General features: G+C 31.4%; 20 protein-coding genes and 2 tRNA genes. 12 read left to right on the top strand and 10 right to left on the bottom strand.

Annotated features, from left to right (window positions below; genetic code table 11):
• Positions 1-101: 101 nt before the first annotated feature.
• From ACKTSW_RS12815 to ACKTSW_RS12825, 3 genes are all read right to left on the bottom strand, one after another.
• A complete protein-coding gene (locus ACKTSW_RS12815) occupies positions 102-980 on the bottom strand; it encodes a hypothetical protein (protein WP_408025642.1) in 879 nt (292 codons plus the stop codon).
• A 400-nt stretch (positions 981-1380) separates the two neighbouring features.
• Positions 1381-1596 carry a hypothetical protein gene (locus ACKTSW_RS12820; protein WP_408025643.1) on the bottom strand — a complete coding sequence of 72 codons (216 nt, stop codon included), beginning with the start codon at positions 1594-1596 and terminating at the stop codon, positions 1381-1383.
• 47 nt (positions 1597-1643) lie between these two features.
• Entirely contained in the window at positions 1644-2204 is a 561-nt protein-coding gene (locus ACKTSW_RS12825; protein ID WP_408025644.1) for a class I SAM-dependent methyltransferase, read from the bottom strand.
• A gap of 205 nt (positions 2205-2409) precedes the next feature.
• On the opposite strand from ACKTSW_RS12825, the gene ACKTSW_RS12830 reads away from it, so the two are divergent.
• Together ACKTSW_RS12830 and ACKTSW_RS12835 are read left to right on the top strand one after the other, a co-directional pair.
• Complete coding sequence (locus ACKTSW_RS12830; protein WP_408025645.1) at positions 2410-2949, top strand: ComF family protein; 540 nt, start codon at positions 2410-2412, stop codon at positions 2947-2949.
• Between the two features lie 55 nt (positions 2950-3004).
• Positions 3005-4600, top strand: coding sequence for an Ig-like domain-containing protein (locus ACKTSW_RS12835; RefSeq protein WP_408025646.1), 1596 nt, complete (start codon positions 3005-3007; stop codon positions 4598-4600).
• Between the two features lie 38 nt (positions 4601-4638).
• Here ACKTSW_RS12835 and polA read toward each other — a convergent pair whose 3' ends face one another.
• Positions 4639-7461, bottom strand: coding sequence for a DNA polymerase I (gene polA / locus ACKTSW_RS12840; protein ID WP_408025647.1), 2823 nt, complete (start codon positions 7459-7461; stop codon positions 4639-4641).
• Positions 7462-7676: 215 nt separating this feature from the next.
• Here polA and ACKTSW_RS12845 point away from each other — a divergent pair, with 215 nt between their 5' ends.
• Together ACKTSW_RS12845 and ACKTSW_RS12850 are read left to right on the top strand one after the other, a co-directional pair.
• The gene (locus tag ACKTSW_RS12845; RefSeq protein WP_408025648.1) at positions 7677-8900 is read left to right on the top strand and encodes a metallophosphoesterase; all 1224 of its coding nucleotides are present in this window, start codon (positions 7677-7679) and stop codon (positions 8898-8900) included.
• Between the two features lie 87 nt (positions 8901-8987).
• Complete coding sequence (locus ACKTSW_RS12850; protein WP_408025665.1) at positions 8988-9281, top strand: thioredoxin family protein; 294 nt, start codon at positions 8988-8990, stop codon at positions 9279-9281.
• Here the strand turns inward: ACKTSW_RS12850 and ACKTSW_RS12855 are convergent.
• Together ACKTSW_RS12855 and ACKTSW_RS12860 are read right to left on the bottom strand one after the other, a co-directional pair.
• Complete coding sequence (locus ACKTSW_RS12855; protein WP_408025649.1) at positions 9278-9904, bottom strand: polysaccharide deacetylase family protein; 627 nt, start codon at positions 9902-9904, stop codon at positions 9278-9280. The genes ACKTSW_RS12850 and ACKTSW_RS12855 overlap by 4 nt on opposite strands.
• Positions 9905-9907: 3 nt before the next feature.
• Complete coding sequence (locus ACKTSW_RS12860) at positions 9908-13021, bottom strand: protein O-mannosyl-transferase family (RefSeq protein ID WP_408025650.1); 3114 nt, start codon at positions 13019-13021, stop codon at positions 9908-9910.
• 214 nt (positions 13022-13235) lie between these two features.
• Between ACKTSW_RS12860 and ACKTSW_RS12865 the strand changes: the two genes are divergently transcribed.
• The 3 genes from ACKTSW_RS12865 to ACKTSW_RS12875 all read left to right on the top strand — a co-directional run bounded on the left by ACKTSW_RS12865 (position 13236) and on the right by ACKTSW_RS12875 (position 14042).
• Positions 13236-13306 (top strand) — tRNA-Gln (locus ACKTSW_RS12865).
• Between the two features lie 95 nt (positions 13307-13401).
• A tRNA-Gln gene (locus ACKTSW_RS12870) sits at positions 13402-13472 on the top strand.
• A gap of 87 nt (positions 13473-13559) precedes the next feature.
• Positions 13560-14042: a DUF4252 domain-containing protein gene (locus ACKTSW_RS12875; protein ID WP_408025651.1), complete on the top strand. Its 483-nt coding sequence runs from the start codon at positions 13560-13562 to the stop codon at positions 14040-14042.
• 95 nt (positions 14043-14137) lie between these two features.
• Here ACKTSW_RS12875 and ACKTSW_RS12880 read toward each other — a convergent pair whose 3' ends face one another.
• Positions 14138-14485, bottom strand: coding sequence for an arsenate reductase family protein (locus tag ACKTSW_RS12880; protein ID WP_408025652.1), 348 nt, complete (start codon positions 14483-14485; stop codon positions 14138-14140).
• 118 nt (positions 14486-14603) lie between these two features.
• Here ACKTSW_RS12880 and ACKTSW_RS12885 point away from each other — a divergent pair, with 118 nt between their 5' ends.
• Both ACKTSW_RS12885 and ACKTSW_RS12890 read left to right on the top strand, forming a co-directional pair.
• Positions 14604-15059, top strand: a complete 456-nt coding sequence (locus ACKTSW_RS12885; RefSeq protein WP_408025653.1) for a DinB family protein — start codon at positions 14604-14606, stop codon at positions 15057-15059.
• Positions 15060-15111: 52 nt separating this feature from the next.
• The gene (locus tag ACKTSW_RS12890; protein ID WP_408025654.1) at positions 15112-16260 is read left to right on the top strand and encodes a cystathionine gamma-synthase; all 1149 of its coding nucleotides are present in this window, start codon (positions 15112-15114) and stop codon (positions 16258-16260) included.
• A gap of 65 nt (positions 16261-16325) precedes the next feature.
• On the opposite strand, the gene ACKTSW_RS12895 is transcribed toward ACKTSW_RS12890, so the two are convergent.
• Both ACKTSW_RS12895 and fbp read right to left on the bottom strand, forming a co-directional pair.
• Positions 16326-16934 (bottom strand): superoxide dismutase, encoded by a 609-nt coding sequence (locus ACKTSW_RS12895; RefSeq protein WP_408025655.1) that lies wholly within the window; start codon positions 16932-16934, stop codon positions 16326-16328.
• 123 nt (positions 16935-17057) lie between these two features.
• Complete coding sequence (gene fbp / locus ACKTSW_RS12900; protein WP_408025656.1) at positions 17058-18092, bottom strand: class 1 fructose-bisphosphatase; 1035 nt, start codon at positions 18090-18092, stop codon at positions 17058-17060.
• Positions 18093-18236: 144 nt separating this feature from the next.
• On the opposite strand from fbp, the gene ACKTSW_RS12905 reads away from it, so the two are divergent.
• From ACKTSW_RS12905 to ACKTSW_RS12915, 3 genes are read left to right on the top strand one after another with little or no spacing between them, the layout of a single operon-like run.
• Positions 18237-18719 carry a GNAT family N-acetyltransferase gene (locus ACKTSW_RS12905; RefSeq protein ID WP_408025657.1) on the top strand — a complete coding sequence of 161 codons (483 nt, stop codon included), beginning with the start codon at positions 18237-18239 and terminating at the stop codon, positions 18717-18719.
• Positions 18706-19959: an aspartate kinase gene (locus ACKTSW_RS12910; RefSeq protein ID WP_408025658.1), complete on the top strand. Its 1254-nt coding sequence runs from the start codon at positions 18706-18708 to the stop codon at positions 19957-19959. The genes ACKTSW_RS12905 and ACKTSW_RS12910 overlap by 14 nt, the downstream gene beginning before the upstream one ends.
• Before the next feature lie 51 nt (positions 19960-20010).
• Positions 20011-21825: a GNAT family N-acyltransferase gene (locus tag ACKTSW_RS12915; protein ID WP_408025659.1), complete on the top strand. Its 1815-nt coding sequence runs from the start codon at positions 20011-20013 to the stop codon at positions 21823-21825.
• A 50-nt stretch (positions 21826-21875) separates the two neighbouring features.
• Here the strand turns inward: ACKTSW_RS12915 and ACKTSW_RS12920 are convergent.
• Positions 21876-22399 (bottom strand): IS3 family transposase (locus tag ACKTSW_RS12920; RefSeq protein WP_408025660.1); only part of this gene is annotated, 524 nt, incomplete at its 5' end.

Raw genomic sequence — 22399 nt, forward strand, 5'->3', positions numbered from 1 at the left:
TGCAAAAATAAAATAAGGATTTAAACTATGGGTATGTAAAAAGAAAAAAGTGAAGAATTAATTTAACTCTTCACTTTTTAGTTATATTTTATAAGTACTTTTTATCGTAAACTTATTACAGTATTTCCAGAATAAATACCGTCTACAAAAGCACTAATAACATACTTTCCTTTTTTAATGTCATCCCTATTTACTAATACTAAGGATACAAGGCTTAAACGATTATTGTTATAGTTGATTTCAAGAGAGTCAGTATACTGAATTTTTTGTCCGTTTTTGAGGTTAGTTTTTCCTTTAGCAGCAACTACTTTTTTATTCTCATCAATAATTTGAATGTATACACGTTTTTCACCAGCTGTTGTAATAGGGTTCTCTAATAAATCAAAATTAACTCTAAAAGCATCAGTTCTGCTCGATCTACCTGTAGAAGTTAATTTGCCACTACTTCTTTCTTTCATAGCTACGGCTTTAACAGGACTCGTTTTAATAATTCCTCCAATAGCTACTTTAGCTTCTAGTTCTTTGTTTTTTTCGGTTAAGGTTTGGTTTACACTATCTTTTTGTTGTAGAATTTCGCTAGTAATTATATTTTCTTGGGCTAAAGCATCATTAGCACCATTTAAAGAGTCTATTTGAATAAAGAGTTTTTTGTTTTCACGCTCTAAGCTCGTAATTTTTCTTCTGTATTTTTTAATGAGACTAAAATTATTAGATTTTAAGTTTTTTATTGAGTCTCTTAAAACTTTCATTTTTGTTAATTCTATTTCAAGTCTGTCTGTCAAACGTTTTTTACCGACTATAACATCGGTATAATCTTTAATAATTTCGTCAAGATCTTGCTGTAATTCAGCTTTTTCTTCTAAGAAGATGTTTTGAAGATTATCATATTCACTTGATTTCTGAAATGAGTAATAAAATAATAAGAGAGATAAGATTACCAATACAATTATTAGAGCATTTTTCTTCTTTTGATTATTCATGATTTAAGGAGGATTGATTAAGTTAAGTTCTATTGTTTTAAGGTTAGGAATTTATTAGCTGTATATATACCACTTACAAAGGCATTCATATTATGTGTTCCTGCATTGATTTTATCGTTAATATGTAATAAAAGAGATCATGGATAATTGTTTGTTGTTATATTCAGTAATTAAAATATTGTTGCACCATATATTTTTTGTTATTTAAGGTTATTTCTTTAGCATTGTCGTTTTTTGAAATTAGCTTATTGTTAATTATATTAAGACGATTTATTTGAGTAAAAAGTTTTTCATTTTCATCAATAAGAACTTCGGTTCTTTTTTATAATATCTAATAAATCTATAGTCTGCTTCTTTTAGGTTTTTAATAGAGTCTCTAAGCTAAATTACTTTGTGAAGTTCATCTTTTTAGTTTTAATGAATATTCACTTTTCTTGTAACTTGCTTCTTTAGGGTCTTTAAAAATGTTTGTTAACCCTCCTTTTTTAAGCTCAAAAACAGTTTTAAGTTTAGAGTAGTCACTGGCATTTTGATAAGACAAAAAACCTATAACAAGTGTTAGTAAAACCAAAAAGGCAGTAAAGCCATTGTTTTTTATTTTTGAGGCAAGCATCATTTTAAGGGGGTTATAATGAACTATTATGCTCCGTGCTAATATACTATTTATTTTTTAACACATTTGTAAATAAAAGCAGGAGGAAAGTTTAAAGGTTCAAAACTTAAATTAATGGCATCACCAAAAACCTCTTTTAATTTTTTATAATAGGTTAAACTATATTGGTATTGAATAAAAGCGCCTTTGTAACTTAAGAAGTTATAAGATTTTACAAGTATAGAGTGTGAGATTTCTTTTGGAATAATAGTTAAAGGCAAGCTAGAAACAATGTAATCAGCTTTAGTATACCCTAGCTTTTCTATTTGAGATTTAATAGCTTCTGCTGAATCTTTTAAAACAATTAATTGCGGATGTTTTATTTTTTTTAACTCTTTATAAAAAGCATCATTAATTTCAAAACAAATTAATACAGCTTTTGGTTTAATTTTTTTTAAAATATGTTGAGTTATTGCTCCATTTCCTGGGCCTAATTCTACAATTACTTCTGCAGTTTTAAAATCAATTTCTTTTAGCATTTTTGCCGCTAAGTACCTAGAACTTGGAACTACAGTGCCCGATGTTTTGTAATTTTTTACTGCTTCTTTAAAAAAGTTAAACTTTTTACCCAAAATATAATTTTTGTTGTTTTTTGTATCTTTCTAGAAAAAAAGGCTTGTAAAGATGCAATTTTTAAAAGACATATTCTATTTATTTTATCCCAATCTATGTATAAAATGTGAAATAACATTATTACAAAATGAATTTTTTTTATGTACTATTTGCAAAAACGATTTACCAATTATAGACGATAATGAGCACATAAATGTTACATTAATGTCAAATTTTTACGGAAAAGTACCAGTACAGAATGTACGATCCTTTCTTTTTTATCAAAAAGGGGGAGTTACACAAAAGCTTATTCATAAATTAAAATATAACAACCAACCAGAAATAGGAGTTTTTATAGGAAATTGGTTTGGAGAGCGGTTAAAGTCAGCAGCTGTTTTTAATGATGTGGATTATATTGTTCCTGTACCATTACATATTAAAAAACTTAAAGAAAGAGGCTACAACCAAGTTACTATGTTTGGTGAAACGTTAAGCAAAATTTTAAATATCACATATAAGCCAGATATTCTTATTAGAACTTCAATAGCTGAAACACAAACATTAAAACAACGGTTTGAACGATTTTCTAATAGTAAAACAAAGTTTAAAATTACTGACACTAAAGTTTTTGAAAAGAAACATGTTTTACTAGTTGATGATGTAATTACAACTGGTGCAACGCTTGAAGCTTGTGTGAATGAATTATTAAAAACAAGTAATGTTAAAATAAGTATTGGAACTATGGCGTATACACCAAAAGACTAATTTCATTCCATCTTAATTTACTACTTTTGAATATTGGATTAAAACAATTTAATTTGTGAGAAATAAACATCTTATTTTAGTAACTCTTTTCGTTTTTATAATAAGTAGCTGTGCTCGAAAAGGCCGACCAGAAGGAGGGCCAAAAGATGAAACAGCACCAATTATGGTTACTGCGAATCCACCTTATGAAACCATTCATTTTGATGATGATAAGATTCGTATTTATTTTGATGAATATATAATTTTAAAAGAGTTACAGAAGCAATTAGTAGTTTCTCCTCCAATGAAAAACCCTCCTTTAATTACACCTCAAGGAACACCTAGTAAATACATAAATATTAAAATACTAGACACATTACAACCAAAAACTACTTATACTTTTAATTTTGGAAATGCAGTTCAGGATAATAATGAAAACAATAAGTTAGAAAGTTTTAAATATGTATTTTCAACGGGAGATTATATTGATTCTTTAAAAATTAAAGGAACAGTAGCTGATGCTTTTGATAAAAAGGAAGTAAAAGAAGTGAGTGTGTTATTGTATAAATTAGATAGTACTTATAACGATTCTATTATTTACAAACAAAAACCAAACTATGTAACAAGTACGTTAGACTCTACAAATTTTGAGTTTAGCAACCTACGAGAAGGAAAATACTTAATGCTGGCGTTAAAAGAGTCTGGAAATGACTATATTTTTAATAGTAAGACAGATAAGGTAGGTTTCGTAGCAGATACAATTACATTACCTCGAGACACTATTTTAAATAAGCCGATTCGTTTTTTTAAAGAAACACAACCATATAAATTTAAAAGAGGTAAAGAAGTATCAAAAGGAAAAATTCAATTTGGATTTGAAGGCAAGCAAGAGAATATGAATGTAGAGTTGCTATCTGAAGTTCCAGAAAATTTTAAATCATTTTCTGAATTTGAAAAAGACAAGGATACACTTAATTATTGGCATACACCTATCGAAAGAGATTCGTTAAATTTTATAGTTAACAATCAAAATATTAAAGATACAGTAACGGTGTTTTTAAGAAAAAAAGAGTTAGATTCTTTATCTGTAACATCTAGTGTAACTGGAGTTTTACACCCAAAGGATACAATGTTTATTAAAACAAATAACCCTATTATTTCTTTTGATAAATCAAAATTTTCATTGATTGATACAGATACAATAGCTGTTGATTTTGAACTGAAAAAGCAATCAATTAATAAACTAGCTGTTTTATTTAAAAAGAAGCAAAAGGTAGGATATATTTTTAAAGCTTTACCTAAAGGAATAGTTGATGTTTACGAAACAACAAACGACACTCTTGACTATAAGTTTACAACACGTACTTTTGAGGATTATGGAAGCATATTATTAGATGTCAAAAACAAAACAGATCACAATGTTGTTATTGAGTTATTGTATCAAGAAGAAGTAGTTGAAAAAAGGTATGTTACAACTTCTGAAAAAATAGAATTTACGTTATTGGAACCTAAAGAATATAGGATAAGGGCTATAGTCGATGAAAATAATAATCGTATGTGGGATACGGGTGATTTCTTATTAAGAAAACAACCAGAACAAATAATTTATTTACAAACAATATTCAAATTAAGAGCCAATTGGGTTCAAAACGAAACGTTTGTAATTGAATAATAATATCACATTTATTATTTCTAAACTAGAAAAAACCTTTAATGGGCTTCTAACCAATTAGCTCCTGTATCAATTTCAACATCTAACGGAACTCTCATTTTAAAAGCATTCTCCATTTCTTGCTTAATGATAGGTTTAATAATGTCTAATTCATCTTTATGTGCATCAAAAACCAATTCATCATGTACCTGTAATAACATTTTCGATTTGAAGTTCTCTTGCTTAAATCGTTTGTAAATGTTAATCATAGCAAGTTTAATAATATCTGCCGCAGAACCTTGAATAGGAGCATTTACAGCATTTCTTTCTGCAGCACCACGAACAATAGCATTACGAGAATTAATGTCTTTTAAATAACGACGACGACTTAAAACAGTCTCTACATACCCATGTTCACGAGCAAAATCTACTTGCTTAGACATATAATTTCTCAGTTTCGGATAGGTCGCATAATAGGTGTCAATCAGCTCTTTGGCTTCTTTACGAGATAAGTCGGTTTGATTACTTAACCCGAAAGCAGAAACCCCATAAATAATTCCGAAGTTCACCGTTTTAGCATTGCTACGTTGCTCACGAGTTACTTCGTTAATAGGAACATTAAATACTTTTGCAGCGGTAGAAGCATGAATATCTTCACCATCTTGAAAAGCTTTAATCATAGTTTCTTCTTCGCTTAATGCAGCAATAATTCGTAGTTCAATCTGGCTATAATCTGCAGCTAGTAATACATAATTTTCATCTCTTGGAATAAATGCTTTACGCACTTCTTGTCCGCGTTTAGTACGAATAGGAATGTTTTGTAAGTTCGGGTTGTTAGAACTCAAACGCCCTGTAGCAGCAACTGCTTGTGCGTATACGGTATGTACCCTTCCAGTTTTTGGATTGATTTCATTCGGAAGCGCGTCAACATAAGTACTTTGTAGTTTTTTATATTGACGATATTCTAAAATATCAGCAATGATTTGATGATCTTTAGCTAAATAAGAAAGTACATCTTCTGCGGTTGAATATTGTCCTGTTTTAGTTTTTTTGGGTTTATCAACCAGTTTTAACTTGTCAAATAAAATAGGACCTAATTGCTTTGGAGAGGCAATGTTAAATTCTTCACCGGCTTGTTCGTATATATTTTGCTCAAGTTGAGAAATGTCTTTAGACAATACCTTGGAAAGTGTTTTTAAAAAGTCGACATCTAAATTAATACCTTCTATTTCCATAGCGGTTAATACCGAAACTAGTGGTGTTTCAACGTCGTTGAATAACTTGGTAACATTACCGCTTTCAAGCTCTTTAGAAAAATGCTCTTTTAATTGATAAGTAATATCAGCATCTTCAACTGCATATTCGGTTTGTTTTGGTAACTCAACCTGTCGCATTGAAAGTTGATTTTTACCTTTTTTGCCAATCAATTCTGTAATAGAAACAGGTTGATAGTTTAAGTAGGTTTCAGCAAGCACATCCATGTTATGACGCATATCTGGATTGATTAGGTAATGCGCAATCATGGTATCAAACAACTTACCTTTTACAGGTATGCTGTAGTTAGATAGTACTTTAATGTCGTATTTTAAATTATGACCAATTTTTTCAATGGTTTCGGCTTCAAAAAATGAGCGAAAATCTTCTAAAACTGTTTTGGTTTCTTCTTGGTTTTCAGGAAAAGGAACATAATAGCCTTTACCAGTTTCCCAAGAAAACGAAATTCCAACCAGCTCAACTTCCAAGGCTTTTAACCCTGTTGTTTCAGTATCAAAACAAACAGAGTTTTGTAGCATTAATTTCTCTAACAATAATTTTCTTGAAAGAGGCGTATCCACTAATTGATAGAAATGATTAGTATTTTCAATAGTTTTAAAACCATTAATATTTGTTTCTTTAGTAGCACTTCCACTGCCAGGAGTTGCAAATAAATCGAATTGACCTGCGGTACTATCCTTTGTTGTTTTTGGTTTTTCTGCTATAGCAGAACTTTCTTCAGAAGGCGCAAACGTTTTTAAGAAGTTCTCCGTTAAACGACGAAACTCTAGCTCAGTAAAAATTTCTTTGGTGGCTTCAATATTAGGTTGTTCAAAAACCAATTTATCTAACTCTAATTCTACTGGAACGTCTAGCATAATGGTTGCTAGTTTTTTAGAAAGTAACCCTAATTCTTGATTAGCTTCTACCTTTTCTTTCATTTTTCCTTTTAGCTCATGTATATTTTCAAACAAGCCTTCCATACTTCCATAAGAAGCAATGAATTTTTTGGCTGTTTTTTCACCAACACCAGGCAAACCAGGAATATTATCAACAGCATCTCCCATCATTCCTAAAAAGTCAATTACTTGCAATGGGTCTTCAATACCAAACTTTGTTTTAACTTCTTCAACTCCCCATTTTTCGTATCCATTCCCCATACGAGGCGGACGGTACATAAAAATATTGTCAGAAACCAGTTGAGCAAAATCCTTATCAGGTGTTACCATATAGGTGTGAAGCCCTTCTTTCTCGGCTTTTTTAGCAAGTGTTCCTATAATATCATCAGCTTCATACCCTTCTTTTACAATGGCAGGAATGTTCATAGCTTCTAATATTTTTTCTATATAAGGCACTGCTAAACGAATGGCTTCAGGAGTTTCTTGTCGGTTGGCTTTATAGTCTTCGAAAGCTTCTACACGATCAACACTTCCACCTCTGTCAAAACACACTGCCAAATAATCTGGTTTTTCACGTTTAATTACATCTAGTAAAGAGTTTGTAAAACCCATAATTGCTGAGGTATCTAACCCTTTAGAGTTAATACGTGGGTTTTTAATAAAAGCATAATATCCTCTAAAAATTAAAGCGTATGCGTCGAGTAAAAAAAGTCGTTTATGATCTGCCATGCTATGTTTTAAGTCTGATAAAAATAAAGTGTTGATAGCGATTTGTTTACCAAAAAAAGTAGGTAATATTTGTCAACAAATATTCTAAGGGTAAAACTACGAAACTTTACAGGATGTTGAAAATGAATTTTAAGAAACGGAAGAAGTTTGTTAAACTCTTCTAAAAATCAAATCGTTAAACTTTTAAAAGAAGTAAATTTGCTAAAATTTTTTACATGCCACGTAGAGTCATAATTACTTTTGCAGTTATAGGTGTTTTAATCTTTATAACAGAATACTATACATTTCAAGCTCTTAAGATAGCAACTAAGCTAAAAGCTTTAAAATGGGTTGTACTTATTACAAGTATACTTATTTATGTAAACTTTTTTTACACGATTTATTCTATGGATAGAGGAGGTGGACAAACGATTACTTTTCAATGGGCATTTGGTTGGTTACTAATAGCGTTAATACCTAAGATTTTTATCATGTTATTTCTTTTTGGTGAAGATCTTTTTAGAGGAGGGCAAAAGGTGTTTTCTTTTTTTATATCAGAAACAAAACCAATTGGAGGACGTAGGAAATTTTTATCGCAATTGGCGTTAGGAATAGCTGCTATTCCTTTGGCAAGTTTGTTATATGGTGTTTCAAGAGGGAAGTTTAATTATAAAGTAATTAAATATCAATTAAAGTTTAAAGATTTACCTAAGGCTTTTGACGGTTTTACTATTTCGCACGTTACCGATATTCACTCTGGAAGTTTTGATAATAAAGAAAAAATTCAATATGGTGTAGATTTAATTAATCAGCAAAAATCTGATATGATCTTATTTACGGGTGATATTGTAAATAATTTCGCATATGAAATGGATGAGTGGGTATCAATGTTTTCTGAATTAAAAGCACCTGCAGGAAAATATTCAATATTAGGAAATCATGATTATGGAGACTACTCTGATTGGAAAACTCCAGAAGATAAAAAGGCTAATTTTCAAGCCGTAAAGGATATTCATCCAAAAATAGGTTTTGAGTTATTACTGAATGAGAATAGATATATTGAAAAAGATGGACAAAAAATAGCTTTAATAGGAGTAGAAAACTGGGGAAAAGGTTTTAACCAAGCAGGTGATTTAGAAATGGCATCTGAAGGAGTAGCACAAGATGATTTTAAAATATTGCTTTCTCACGACCCTAGTCACTGGGAGTATAAAGTAAAACAAGATGATTTTAATTATCAACTTACTTTAAGCGGGCATACTCATGGTTTACAATTTGGAATTGAAATTCCAGGTTGGATTAAATGGAGCCCTGCAAAATATGTTTACAAGCAATGGGCAGGTTTGTATGAGGAATTTGGTAGATATATTAATGTAAATAGAGGATTTGGGTATCATGCTTTTCCTGGAAGAGTAGGGATTTGGCCAGAAATTACTGTAATTGAGTTAAAAAAAGCTTGATTTCCAGTATTTTTAAGGTTTTCATAATAATTACATAATAAATAATTAGTAACTTTAGGCGCTTTACTGATAAAACTTATGCAAAAAATGACAAAGTTTGGTGAAATAATAAGTATTGATAAGCCTGTGTTGATTGATTTTTATGCAGACTGGAGTGAGCTAGAACCTAGTTTAGATACACTTCGTGACGTAGCTGCTGCGTTAGGAGATAAAGCCAAAGTAATTAAAATAGATATTAAAAAAAATGAAATTCTTGCTGATGCCTTACGTGTTAAAGGGAATCCAACTTTTATGATTTATAAGAACGGTGAGATGAAATGGCGTCAAACAGGTGAGCAAGATGCTAATACGTTAATAGGGTTAGTTCAGCAATTTGTTTAAGAAATTGCTTTAAATTTATAACCTTGCTGCGTAAATTCTTCTAAAACTTTAGGAAGTACGTAGTACAATTTGTTATTAGCTTTTATACTATCGTGAAAAACGATAATACTTCCGTTCTGTACATTTCTTAGTACGTTTTGTAAACATTTTTCTTTGGTAATAGTTGTGTCAAAATCTGCCGATAACACATCCCACATAACAATTTTATAGCCTTTTGTAATTAATTTTTTTGCTTGTGATTTTTTAATCTTTCCGTAAGGAGGACGAAATAGCTTTTTTTGGTTTGTTAGTAAATTCTCACATTTACTCGTGTTTTCAAGATAAGTCGTATCACTGCTTTTCCATCCGTTTAAGTGATTAAAAGTATGATTTCCTACCGAATGTCCTTCGTCAACAATTCTTGAAAAAACAATAGGGTGTTTTCGAATATTATCACCAATACAAAAAAAGGTAGCTTTAGCATTGAAGTTTTTTAATTGATTAAGTACAAATTCGGTAACCACAGGAATAGGACCATCATCAAAAGTGAGATAAATTTCTTTTTTATCGGTAAAAAAACACCACGTATACTTAGTAAATAGTTGTTTAAGTATACGTGGTGTTTTTACAAAATACAACCTCATTCATTAAGGTTTAATAGTGTCAAGTTCTTGAGGTAATTCAGGTTCTTCTTCGGGCATTAAATGACTAAATAAACGAGCATGCGTTATATAGTTTTCAAAAAACGTCTTACCATACTCTTCGTCTTTGTCGTATCTAGTAATTTGCTGAACCAAGTTTTGATACATGTACAGAGTTGTTTCTAAATTATCAATAATTAAACCAATATCTTCACTTTTAAACGTACTGTAATATGTAAGCTTTTGTTGGAAAATGTAAGCCAAAGTTTCAGCCGTTTCACGAGCCTTATTAATATCACCAATGCTATAATACAGCTCAGGGTAACCTAAAGAGAAATTATAATGGTCAAATTCTTTAATAGGCATTTTGTGTAATGATAAATCTAACACATCTTTTGCTTTTACTGAATCTCCTTTTTGTAAGAATTCTTCAGATAAACGAATTAAGTTATTGCGTAATGAAATAGCATTACGTTTACTTTGCTCATCTAAGTAAATTTCACCATTGTTAATGGTTCTCCAGTCCCATTTTTTTACGTTGGCATACATTTTTTCAGGGTCGATACGTCCCATATCAAAAATTGTTCGTCCTTCATTCGGTGTTTTGATAGGAACCAATTTGTAAGCCATTCCATCCAACTGCAAGTAATCTTTTAACCAGATGTATTCTTCATCGGCGTTAGCACCACCAGTGAAGTAAATAGGTCGCTTCCAATCAAAATTATTTAGGATATCTAACATTAAAAGTCTGGACTTTGATAAACCACGGTCATCTACTGTAATGTCAATATAATCTACCATTTTATCAGCATCTTTTTGTGCTACTAAACCAAATTTTAATGCATTTTCTTTGTTAACAGGAATACGTATTCTATTCGTTGGGTAGAATTTTTCTTTAGCTCCGTCTCCTGCATCTAAATAAGTAGCATCGTTATCACTAGCAATCCAACGCATAAAATCTTTAATAGAAAGAATAGAGTCTTTTAACTTTGGAATAGGATAGTAATATGCCATATCCAAGGTTCCATACTTGTACTGATCGTGTGTTAACTGTGACGGAATTGGCTCAGCATCGTAGGTTTTCTTTTTCATTTGGTCGATGTACCAATCTGTTTGAAAAAGACTTGTATTTACTATTTTAATATCTCTACGTACACCTTCTACTTGTTGCATGTACCAAAGAGGGAAAGTGTCATTGTCTCCAATAGTAAAGATGATTGCATTTGGGTCACAGCTTTCTAAATAAGTTTGTGCATTCAATTGTGCTAAATAACGGTCAGCTCTATCATGATCGTCCCAGTTTTGGAAGCCCATTAAAGTAGGAACAGCTAGCAATGAAACCACTGAAACAGCAATAGCAACCACCTTTTTACTAGCGTACTTTTTAAAGTAATCATAAAGGGCAAGTACTCCAAAACCAATCCAAATAGCAAAAACATAAAACGAACCAACTACCGCATAATCACGTTCACGAGGTTCAAAAGGTTTTGGATTAGTGTAAAATATGATAGCTAGACCTGTGAATAGAAAGAACAGTGTTAACACATAAAAATTCTTCTTATCTCTATTGAGTTGATATAATAAACCAATAAGACCTAAAATAAAAGGCAAAAAGAAGTAGGTGTTACGTCCTTTGTTGTTTTTAACATCATCTGGTAATTTTTGTTGTGAGCCTAAGCGAGCTTCATCAATAAAGTCAATACCACTTAACCAATTACCATTTTCAATATCTAAATGCCCTTGAATATCATTCTGACGCCCTACGAAGTTCCACATAAAATAACGCCCATACATGTATCCAAATTGGAAGTCAACCATAAACTTTATGTTCTCTAAAAAAGTGGGGCGTCTTTTACTTCGAGCAGGTATACCAGCAATGTTTTTATATTCCTGCTCGGAAGCAGGATTCACCATACGAGGAATAAATCCTTTATGTTTGCTTGAGTAATTAGGAAGTACTTTTTTGTATTTATTAACAATAACATACTTACCATCTATTTTTTCGTACTTAGGTTTGTCATCTTTATATGGGGTGTCAGCATCTTGCTCTCTATCATAAGCAAAAGAATAATAGTTGTCGTAAAAAACATTCGCATCACCGTACTGCTCACGATTGTAGTACGCTAATAATTCACGTGCACTTGATGGGTTGTTTTCGTTAATAATAGTATCAGCATTCGCACGAATGGGTAACATTAACCAAGATGAGAATCCAATCATGATAAATAATACAGATAGTATCAATGTATTTACAGTAACCAGGTTTTTTTTACGTGTATATTTTAATCCGTAAAAGAATAAACCGATTAAAATAAATCCTGCAATAATAGTTCCTGAGTTATAAGGTAATCCTACTTGGTTAATAAAGAATAATTCAGCAGCACTAAAGAATTTTAAAGTGAAAGGAAATAAAAACTTAAACACAAACGCTAATACTAGTATTGCAACTAGAGTAGCAATTGCAGTTGTTTTCAAAGTAATATTTTTATACGTTTTAAAGAAATATAGTAAAACAATTGAAGGAATTACTAATAATGATAATATGTGAACCCCAAAGGATAGCCCAACTACAAAACTGATTAATACTAACCATTTATTTCCTCTAGGAGTGTTTAATTCACTTTCCCAGCGTAATCCTAACCAAAATAGCACAGCCATTAAGAAAGAAGACATGGCATATACTTCTCCTTCTACAGCACTAAACCAAAAGCTATCAGAAAAAGTATACGCTAAAGCACCTACTAATCCGCTTCCTAATACAGCGATAGCTTCATTTTTGCCCAATTTCCCATTTTTCATGGCCATTTTCATAGCTAAATTGGTAATTGTCCAAAACATGAAAAGGATAGTAAAAGCACTTGCCAATCCAGACATAAAGTTGACCATTTTTGCCAACTGACTAGGGTCACTAGTAAACATAGCGAAAAAAGCCCCTAACATTTGAAATAAAGGAGCACCAGGAGGGTGTCCAACTTCTAAATTTACAGCAGTTGCGATGTATTCTCCACAATCCCATGAACTCACAGTAGGTTCAAGGGTTAGGGTATAAGTTATTAACGCTACCGCAAATGAAACCCATCCTAAAATGATGTTCCACTTTTTATAGTTAAACTCAGTCATAGTTTTTTATCTAGATATAAAGTACGAATGTATTAATTACTAATGATTTTTTACTGAAAACAAAAATATAATTTTGATAGTTTTTCTAATAGAACCCTTTGTTTAAAGTTCTGTTAAATGAATTTTAAGGAGTAAAAAAGATGTAAACGAAAAAAAGTATAAAAAATTTGCTGAAATAAAAGTTTGTTTTATATTTGCATCCGCAATAAGCAATTGGCCTATGGTGTAATGGTAACACACCGGTTTTTGGTACCGATATTCAAGGTTCGAGTCCTTGTAGGCCAACAAAATCCTTACGAACTTCGTGAGGATTTTTTTATAAAAAGTGTTTAATGATTTCTAAATATAAAACTTTGTTTTTATATTTGCAGTACAAATATTGGCCTATGGTGTAATGGTAACACACCGGTTTTTGGTACCGATATTCAAGGTTCGAGTCCTTGTAGGCCAACTTAAAAAGTCTTAACTGAAGAAGTTAAGACTTTTTTATTTGTAACAAATTCATATAGTAGTCGTCTTCAATTAAAACACTACAATTATGAAACGAATTGCAACCATCTTTTTCTGCCTCTTTGTGTTAAGTTCTTTTGCGCAAAAAGAAAACTTTAAAACATTTTACCAATCTAATAAAGACAAAGCAGAAGTGTCTTTAAATATTCCTAGTTTCTTTGCCAATATGTTCATCTCTGATGAAGACACCGATGAATTTGGAGTTTTCTTAAAGAAATCTAAAAACTATAAAATCATGGTGTTTAATAATAATATGGCATCAGTAAAACAAAATTTTAAAAAATTTGTACGAAGAAATAACTTGAAAACTTTAGTAAGAGTTAAGGATGGTAACGAAAGAGTTACGGTGTATTTTAGAGAAACTAAAGACCGAATTAAAGAAATTATTGTGAACGTTCACGATAAAAGTGATGGGCTGGTGTTGTTAGGAATTAAAACGAATCTTACCATGGATGAATTATCTGCTATGGTAGAGGCCTCTACCAAAAACAAAAGCATAGCTTCAAATTAAAAGACTTTTATGTTCCCTGAGCGTAGTCGAAGGGAAGTATATAAATTAGCATTATACAAAACTCCGACATTTTACAGTCGGAGTTTTGTAGTTATTTAACCCACAAGTTCTTTTAAACTTTCTACCACTTTTTTACTGTTTCCAATAAAAATTTGGTCATCAACAATAAAAACAGGACGTTTTAAAAATGTGTATTCATCTAAAATATATTGTTTGTAATCAGCTTCCGTTAAATTTTGATTCTTTAAATCCATTTCTCGATACAGTTTAGCACGTTTGTTAAATAAACCTTCATAGCTGTCTGCTAACTCACGCATTGATTCTAGCTGAGCAACAGTAATTGGGTTGGTTTTTATTTCTTGCTTTTCAAATCCATCAAGATTTACTTCCTTTAAAATTCTTCGACAAGTATCACAAGTTTGTAAAAAATAAACTTTTTTCATCTGTTTACGTTTTTATTGTATTAGCTATAGTTCAGTTTTAACCATTAAATAACAAACACTCATTGTAGGTTTTCATGGCTAAATAGGTATCTTTGAAATAGCTAAAATAAGTAGAAAAATGAACAAACAGTTTGAAGTTTTAAAAAGATCAAGAGACTTAGTTTTAAAAAGAATAGAAGGTTTATCATTAGAACAATTGCATATAACTCCTGAAGGGTTTAACAATAACATTGCTTGGAATGTGGCGCACTTAGTAGTTACACAACAATTATTACATTATAAGTTATCAGGATTAAATTGTTTAGCTCCTGATGAGTTAATTGAAGGGTATAAAAAAGGAACTTTTCCAACGAAAGATTTTACCGAAGAAGAACTTGAAGAGGTAAAAGATTTATTAGTTGGTTTACCTGAAACTTTAGAAGAAGACTTTGAAGCAGGTATTTTTAAAGAGTATCAAGAATATGAAACCAGTACAGGTTTTGTGATAGATTCTTTTGAAAGTGCTGTCGCCTTTAATAATTTACATGAAGGAATGCATTTAGGAATTATTATGAACTTGAGTAAATTGGTTTAGAGTTCTAATAATTTAATGTTGTTTCTGGAGTAAGTTGAATAAATACTAACAGATGAAATTCAATACGAAAACAATACACGGAGGTCAAAAACCTGAAGAAGCTACAGGTGCAGTAATGCCTCCTATTTTTCAAACATCCACTTATGCACAGTCGAGTCCAGGAGTGAATAAAGGATATGCGTATTCACGTTCAGCTAATCCTACACGTACCGCTTTAGAAAATGCATTTGCATCTTTAGAGAATGGAACACAGGGGTTTGCTTTTTCTTCTGGTTTATCAGCAATTGATTGTGTATTACGAACTTTGAATCCAGGTGATGAGGTAATTGCAGGTGATGATATTTATGGGGGAACATATAGAATGTTTACCAACATGTTTGAAAAATATGGATTGAAGTTTCAGTATGTTAACATGAATGAAGTTGCCAATGTAGTTAATGCAATTTCAGAAAAAACGAAACTAATTTGGATAGAAACACCAACCAATCCGTTAATGAAGATTGCAGATATTGAGGAAATAACCAAAGCAGTAAAAAAAATAAAGGAGGCTATTGTAGTAGCTGTTGACAATACCTTTGCAACACCCTACTTACAGCGTCCGTTAGATTTAGGAGTAGATATTGTAATGCATTCGGCAACAAAGTATTTAGGAGGGCATTCCGATTTGGTGATGGGAGCTTTGATAACCAAAAATGTGGAGTTAGCAGAACAATTACATTTTATTCAGTTTGCTGGAGGAGCTATTGCAGGACCTATGGATTCGTTTTTGGCATTACGTGGAATAAAAACGTTGCATTTACGTATGCAACGCCATTGTGAAAATGGTAAAGCAGTAGCTGAATATTTATCAGCACACCTAAAAGTAGGAGAAGTATTTTATCCAGGATTAGAAAGTCACCCAAATCATGAAATCGCTAAAAAACAAATGGGTGATTTTGGAGGGATGGTTTCTTTTCGATTGAAAGATGAAAGTAAACAAGCAGCTTTAACTTTTTTAGAAAATACTAAAATTTTTACCTTGGCTGAATCGTTAGGTGGTGTAGAAAGTTTGGTAAGCCACCCAGTAACGATGACGCATGCATCCATTCCTGAAGCTGATCGTTTAAAAATAGGAATTACCGACTCTTTAATACGATTGAGTGTTGGAGTAGAAGATATAGACGATTTACTGTCTGACTTAGAGCAAGCGTTGAGTAGATAAAAGAATAAATAAAAAAAGACCTGTATTTTTACAGGTCTTTTTTTATTTATTACAAAAGCTAAGAATTATTTAGCTGCAGCATATCTTCTTTCTACTTCGTTCCAGTTGATTACTTTGAAGAAAGCTTCGATGTAATCAGGACGACGGTTTTGGTAGTTTAAGTAATAAGCGTGTTCCCAAACGTCTAACCCTAAAATAGGAGTTCCGCCACAAGTAACACCTGGCATTAATGGGTTGTCTTGATTAGGAGTAGAGCAAACTTCTACTTTTCCTCCTTTGTGTACACATAACCAAGCCCATCCTGAACCAAATTGAGTAGCAGCTGCTTTAGAGAAAGCATCGATAAAAGCTTCTTTTGAACCAAACTCAGCTTCGATAGCATCTTTTAATTCTCCAGATAGATAACCTCTATCTTCTGGGTTCATTACTGTCCAAAATAAAGAGTGGTTGTAAAAACCACCACCGTTATTACGAACAGCAGCGTTGTTCATGTCTAAGTTAGTTAAAATATCTTCGATAGATTTTCCTTCTAAATTAGTACCTTCAATAGCAGCATTTAATTTAGTAGTATATCCGTTGTGGTGCTTAGTATGGTGAATCTCCATAGTTCTAGCATCTATATGTGGTTCTAAAGCGTCGTAAGCATATCCTAATTCTGGTAAGTTAAAAGCCATAATTATTTGTTTTTTAATAGATTAATTTTTCGTTTTTCCGAATGTAAATTTAATTCAAAAAAATAAGGCAAACAACTGTTTGCCTTATGGATAATTTATTTGAGTATAAATAATAACTATTCTTTAATAGGTTGGCTTTTCATCAGTAGAGAATTTAGTCATAAATTCTTCAGCTTTTTCAACCATTTGTATACTACCACAATAAAAAGGTACACGTTGGTGTAATTCGGTAGGTTTGATGTCTAAAACGCGAGTAAAACCATCGGAAGCTTTACCGCCAGCTTGCTCACAAATAAACGCCATAGGATTACATTCGTACAATAAACGTAATTTTCCTTTTGGTGTTATAGCAGTTGCAGGATAAATATATACGCCACCTTTTATCATATTTCTATGAAAATCTGAAACTAGCGATCCAATATAGCGTGCTGTATACGGACGGTTATCTGCTTCGTTTAATTCTTTACAATACACCAAGAAACGTTTCATTCCTTCTTGGAAATGTGTAAAATATCCTTCACTTACTGAGTAAATTCTACCAATTTCAGGGTAACTCATATTAGGGTGTGATAAGTAAAAAGTACCAATGGCAGGATTTAAGGTAAATCCGTTAACACCATTTCCAGTCGTAAAAACTAACATAGTTGAGGTACCGTAAGCAACATAACCTGCAGCTACTTGTTCGCTACCTTTTTGTAAAAAGTCTTCTTTAGTTACAGGAGTTCCTACAGGAGAAATTCTTCTGTAAATAGAAAAAATAGTTCCCACTGAAACATTTACATCAATGTTAGATGATCCGTCTAAAGGATCCATTAACAACACATATTTATTTTCGTTGGCTTTGTTTTGGCCTTCAACAACTACAAAGTCGTCTTCTTCTTCACTAGCTATACCACAAACAATTTCACGGTTAATCAATGTTTGTTTAAATAAATCGTTAGCTAAAACATCTAATTTTTGTTGTGCTTCCCCTTGAATATTAATATCACCAGCAGCTCCAGTAATATCAACTAATCCAGCTTTTCTAATTTCGTGGTTTACTACTTTGGCAGCTAAACGTATAGAATTTATTAAACGAGATAATTCACCAGAAGAATATTTAAAGTCTTTTTGTTTGCTGATAATGAACTCACCCAGCGTCATATGCTTATTACTCATGTCAAATTTTTGTTGTGCGTACAAAGATGCCAACTTTTATTTAGTAATTTAAAATTTTCAACAAAAAAATATGATGTGTTTTAATTTTTCATTTGTTTTATCAGAAAGTTTTAAGAGAAGTATCTTTACCAAAAAAATTAAGAAATGAGTTTTATTATCAGACCTGGAGAGCCAAAAGATGCTCAAGCTATATTAGATTTAATTATTGAGTTAGCTGTTTTTGAAAAGGAACCCGATGCGGTTAAAATTACGATTGAAGATATCGTTAAAGATGGTTTTTCTGATATGCCAAAGTTTAAAGTCTTTGTAGCAGAAGAGGATAATAACATTATAGGAATGGCGTTGTTTTATGAACGATATTCTACATGGAAAGGGAAAGCAATTCACTTAGAAGATTTGATGGTAACCCAATCAAAAAGAGGTATTGGTGCAGGAAAAGCATTGTACAGTGCTGTGATGAATTATGCATATAAAAACAATTGCAAAAGAGTTGCATGGGAAGTATTAGATTGGAATACAGGAGCTATTGATTTTTACAAAAGTACTGGAGCTACTGTATATGATGAGTGGAGAGTATGCCATATGAATGAACAAAGCTTAGAACAATTTTGTAATGAGAATATTTAAGTTTGGAGGAGCATCTGTAAAAGATGCAAATGGAGTAAAAAATGTTGCAAAAGTATTGCAGCACGAAGGAACAGAGAATACACTAGTTGTAATTTCTGCCATGGGAAAAATGACCAATGCTTTTGAGCAAGTGGTCGACGATTATTTCTATAAAAAAGAAAACCTTAAAGATTCTTTGAGTTTTATAGAAGATTTCCATCAAAAAATGTTGGATGATTTGTTCAATCCAAATCATGAGATTTATAACAAAGTAAATCATTTGCTAGGAGAGTTGGGTGGATTTATGGTTCGAAATACATCTAAAGATTATAATTATGTGTACGATCAAATGGTTGGTTTTGGAGAGTTACTTTCAACTACCATTGTAAGTGCGTATTTATCTGAAACTGGAGTAGAAAATCAATGGTTAGATGTAAGAGATTACATTAAAACCAATGGTAACTATCGTGATGCAAAAATTAATTGGGAGCAAACTCAGCAGCAAATTCAAGAAAAAGTAGATGTATCTAAACTAAATATTACGCAAGGGTTTTTAGGAGGATTTGGAGTAGAAACAACAACCTTAGGAAGAGAAGGTTCTGATTACACAGCAGGTATTTTTGCTTATTGCTTAAATGCCGATAGTGTTACTATTTGGAAAGACGTTCAAGGAGTTTTAAATGCTGACCCTAGAGTGTTTTCTGAAACAGCTTTACTACAAGAGATTTCATATACAGAAGCTATTGAGATGGCATTTTATGGAGCCTCGGTAATTCACCCAAAAACAATTCAGCCGCTAGAACAAAAAAACATTCCGTTATATGTGCGTTCATTTGAAGATGTTACAAAATTAGGAACATGTGTTGGGAGAGGAAAAAAAATAACACCAGAAGTTCCATGTTTTATTGTAAAGAAAAATCAAATTTTGGTAGCGATTTCAGCAAAAGACTTTTCTTTTATGGTAGAAAACAATATTAGTGATGTTTTTAAAAAGCTACACGATTATAATTTAAAAGTAAATTTAATACAAAATTCAGCAATAAGTTTTTCTGTTTGTATTGAGGATAAGTATAACAAATTTGAAGATTTTTATAACGAATTAAAGGCGGCATATAAAATTAAAGCCTATAAAAACACCACTTTGTATACAATTCGTCATTTTAATGATGAAGCAATAAAAACGATAAGAAAAAGAGGAAAATCAATCATTCGTCAAATAAATACTGAAACTGCACAGTTAGTGATTCAAGAAAACATATAAAGCTTGCAAAAAATCGATTATATTTGCAGTTATGTCAATTGATAACTATGTATGGGATTAGTAACACCTAAAGAAATTGCAGAAGCAATAGGAGCTGATAAATTCGGGGTTTTCGGAACATTTTCAGGTTGGTTGCTGATGAAAATGTTGCGAATTTCTACTGCTAACGAAATTTATAATAAGCATAAGCATAAAAAAGATTTGCCTTTTTTAAATGGTTTGCTTGAAGAGTTTCAGATAGAATTTGAAATTCCAGAAGAAGATTTAAAACGCATACCTAAAGAAGGTCCGTTTATAACGATATCTAATCATCCATTAGGAGGTATAGATGGTATTTTATTATTGAAACTTTTATTAGAGCATAGAACTGATTACAAGATTATAGCAAACTTTTTATTGCATAGAATAGAGCCTTTAAAGCCTTATGTAATGCCTGTAAATCCTTTTGAAAACCATAAGGATGCTAAATCGAGTGTAGTGGGAATAAAAAACGCTTTATTACATTTAAAAGAAGGAAAACCTTTAGGGCTTTTTCCAGCGGGTGAAGTATCTACTTACCGTGACGGAAAATTAATGGTTGATAAAGAATGGGAACAAGGAGCTGTACGCCTGATAAAAAAAGCGAAAGTACCTGTAATTCCTATTTATTTTCACGCTAAAAACAGCCAGTTGTTTTACACATTGTCTAAGATTAGTGATACGCTAAGAACAGCAAAGCTTCCGTCAGAATTATTATCTCAGAAAAACAGAGTTATCAAAGTAAGAATTGGTAAACCTATATCGGTAAAAGATCAAGATTCATTTACAGAAATTCCCGACTTCTATCAATTTTTACGTAGAAAAACGTACATGTTGGCAAATCCTTATCAGAAGGCATCTCAAAAGATTTTATCAACCCAAAGTCTAAAAATACAGAAGAAGGCTAAAAAGATTATTTCTCAAAAATCTCCTGATTTATTTGTAAAAGAAGTAGATGCTTTAAGAGATAAAGGAAGTAGGTTGTTAGAGAGTAAAAATTATGAAGTATTTTTTGCTAGTGCAAAAGAAATACCAAATATCTTACACGAAATAGGTCGCTTACGTGAAATTACGTTTAGAGAAGTTGGAGAAGGAACCAATAAGGCAATAGATTTAGATAAATTTGATAAATATTATCACCATTTATTTTTATGGGATAATCACAAAAATAGATTTGTTGGGGCCTATAGAATGGGGTTAGGAAAAGATATTTACAAAAAACATGGAGTAAATGGTTTTTATATTCAAACATTGTTTAGAATAGAGCCAGAGTTATACCCAATGATGGAGCAAACCATTGAAATGGGACGTGCTTTTATTATAAAAGAATACCAACAAAAACCAATGCCTCTATTCTTATTATGGAAAGGAATTGTACATGTTACATTGCGCCATCCAGAATATAAATATTTAATGGGTGGAGTAAGTATTAGTAATCAGTTCTCTGAATTTTCAAAGTCGTTAATGATTGAGTTTATGAAATCTCATTATTACGACCCGTATGTGGCACAATATATTCATCCTAAGAAAGAATTTAAAGTAAAGTTAAAAGATGCTGATAAAGACTTTGTATTTGATGCTACCGAGGCAGATATGCAAAAGTTTGATAAGATTATAGATGAACTTGAACCTGGAGAGTTACGTATACCCGTATTGATAAAAAAATACGTAAAACAAAATGCGCGTTTAGTTGCGTTTAATGTAGATCCTAAGTTTAATAATGCAATAGATGGATTAATGTATATAAAGGTAGCAGATATACCAGAAAGTACAGTAAAACCAGTTATGGAAGAATTTCAAGCAGAGTTAGAACGTCGAGCAGCAGAAATTTTGAATAATAAAGGATAATTAAAAAATATTTGAGTCGTCCTAAAATAGGTTGACAGTTATTTAAAAAATTATATTGAACCAGAGAAGTTAACTTCTCTGGTTTTTTTGTTATGTACAAAGTTAGGTGTTTTCATGTTAAGACTTAAATGTGGTCTTTTGTTATTATATGTATTTATAGACTCTTTAATTAATTGTTTAAGTTCCTTTCCATTATTACATTTATAAATTAAAAATTCTTGTTTTAATATTCCATTAATACGCTCGGCTAATGCGTTTTGATAACAATCATATCCATCAGTCATTGATGGTTTTACATTGTTTTTTAACAAAGCCTTTTGATAAATAGAAGAACAATATTGTAATCCTCTATCAGAATGATGTATTAATTCGTTGTTGTTGTTCCGATTCTTAACTGCCATATTAAAAGCTTGCACTACATTTTCAGCTCCCATATCATCACTAAGCTTATAGCCCATTATTTTTCTACTATAAGCATCTGTAACTAATGACAAATAATGTGTTTTGTCTCTACTTTTAATGTATGTTATATCACTTACATAAACATGTTCTGGTCCTTTTGGTATAATACTTT

It is taken from the genome of Tenacibaculum sediminilitoris (assembly GCF_964513795.1).
GTDB lineage: Bacteria > Bacteroidota > Bacteroidia > Flavobacteriales > Flavobacteriaceae > Polaribacter > Polaribacter sediminilitoris.

Excerpts from the sequence above, each read along its gene's own strand:
- ACKTSW_RS12875 (WP_408025651.1), top strand. The coding sequence starts at position 13,560 with ATGAAACGAATTGCAACCATCTTTTTCTGCCTCTTTGTGTTAAGTTCT.
- ACKTSW_RS12860 (WP_408025650.1), bottom strand. The coding sequence starts at position 13,021 with ATGACTGAGTTTAACTATAAAAAGTGGAACATCATTTTAGGATGGGTT.
- fbp (WP_408025656.1), bottom strand. The coding sequence starts at position 18,092 with ATGAGTAATAAGCATATGACGCTGGGTGAGTTCATTATCAGCAAACAA.
- ACKTSW_RS12885 (WP_408025653.1), top strand. The coding sequence starts at position 14,604 with ATGAACAAACAGTTTGAAGTTTTAAAAAGATCAAGAGACTTAGTTTTA.
- ACKTSW_RS12890 (WP_408025654.1), top strand. The coding sequence starts at position 15,112 with ATGAAATTCAATACGAAAACAATACACGGAGGTCAAAAACCTGAAGAA.
- ACKTSW_RS12880 (WP_408025652.1), bottom strand. The coding sequence starts at position 14,485 with ATGAAAAAAGTTTATTTTTTACAAACTTGTGATACTTGTCGAAGAATT.
- ACKTSW_RS12830 (WP_408025645.1), top strand. The coding sequence starts at position 2,410 with ATGTCAAATTTTTACGGAAAAGTACCAGTACAGAATGTACGATCCTTT.
- ACKTSW_RS12850 (WP_408025665.1), top strand. The coding sequence starts at position 8,988 with ATGACAAAGTTTGGTGAAATAATAAGTATTGATAAGCCTGTGTTGATT.
- ACKTSW_RS12915 (WP_408025659.1), top strand. The coding sequence starts at position 20,011 with ATGGGATTAGTAACACCTAAAGAAATTGCAGAAGCAATAGGAGCTGAT.
- ACKTSW_RS12910 (WP_408025658.1), top strand. The coding sequence starts at position 18,706 with ATGAGAATATTTAAGTTTGGAGGAGCATCTGTAAAAGATGCAAATGGA.
- ACKTSW_RS12815 (WP_408025642.1), bottom strand. The coding sequence starts at position 980 with ATGAATAATCAAAAGAAGAAAAATGCTCTAATAATTGTATTGGTAATC.
- ACKTSW_RS12855 (WP_408025649.1), bottom strand. The coding sequence starts at position 9,904 with ATGAGGTTGTATTTTGTAAAAACACCACGTATACTTAAACAACTATTT.
- ACKTSW_RS12845 (WP_408025648.1), top strand. The coding sequence starts at position 7,677 with ATGCCACGTAGAGTCATAATTACTTTTGCAGTTATAGGTGTTTTAATC.
- polA (WP_408025647.1), bottom strand. The coding sequence starts at position 7,461 with ATGGCAGATCATAAACGACTTTTTTTACTCGACGCATACGCTTTAATT.
- ACKTSW_RS12820 (WP_408025643.1), bottom strand. The coding sequence starts at position 1,596 with ATGATGCTTGCCTCAAAAATAAAAAACAATGGCTTTACTGCCTTTTTG.
- ACKTSW_RS12905 (WP_408025657.1), top strand. The coding sequence starts at position 18,237 with ATGAGTTTTATTATCAGACCTGGAGAGCCAAAAGATGCTCAAGCTATA.
- ACKTSW_RS12895 (WP_408025655.1), bottom strand. The coding sequence starts at position 16,934 with ATGGCTTTTAACTTACCAGAATTAGGATATGCTTACGACGCTTTAGAA.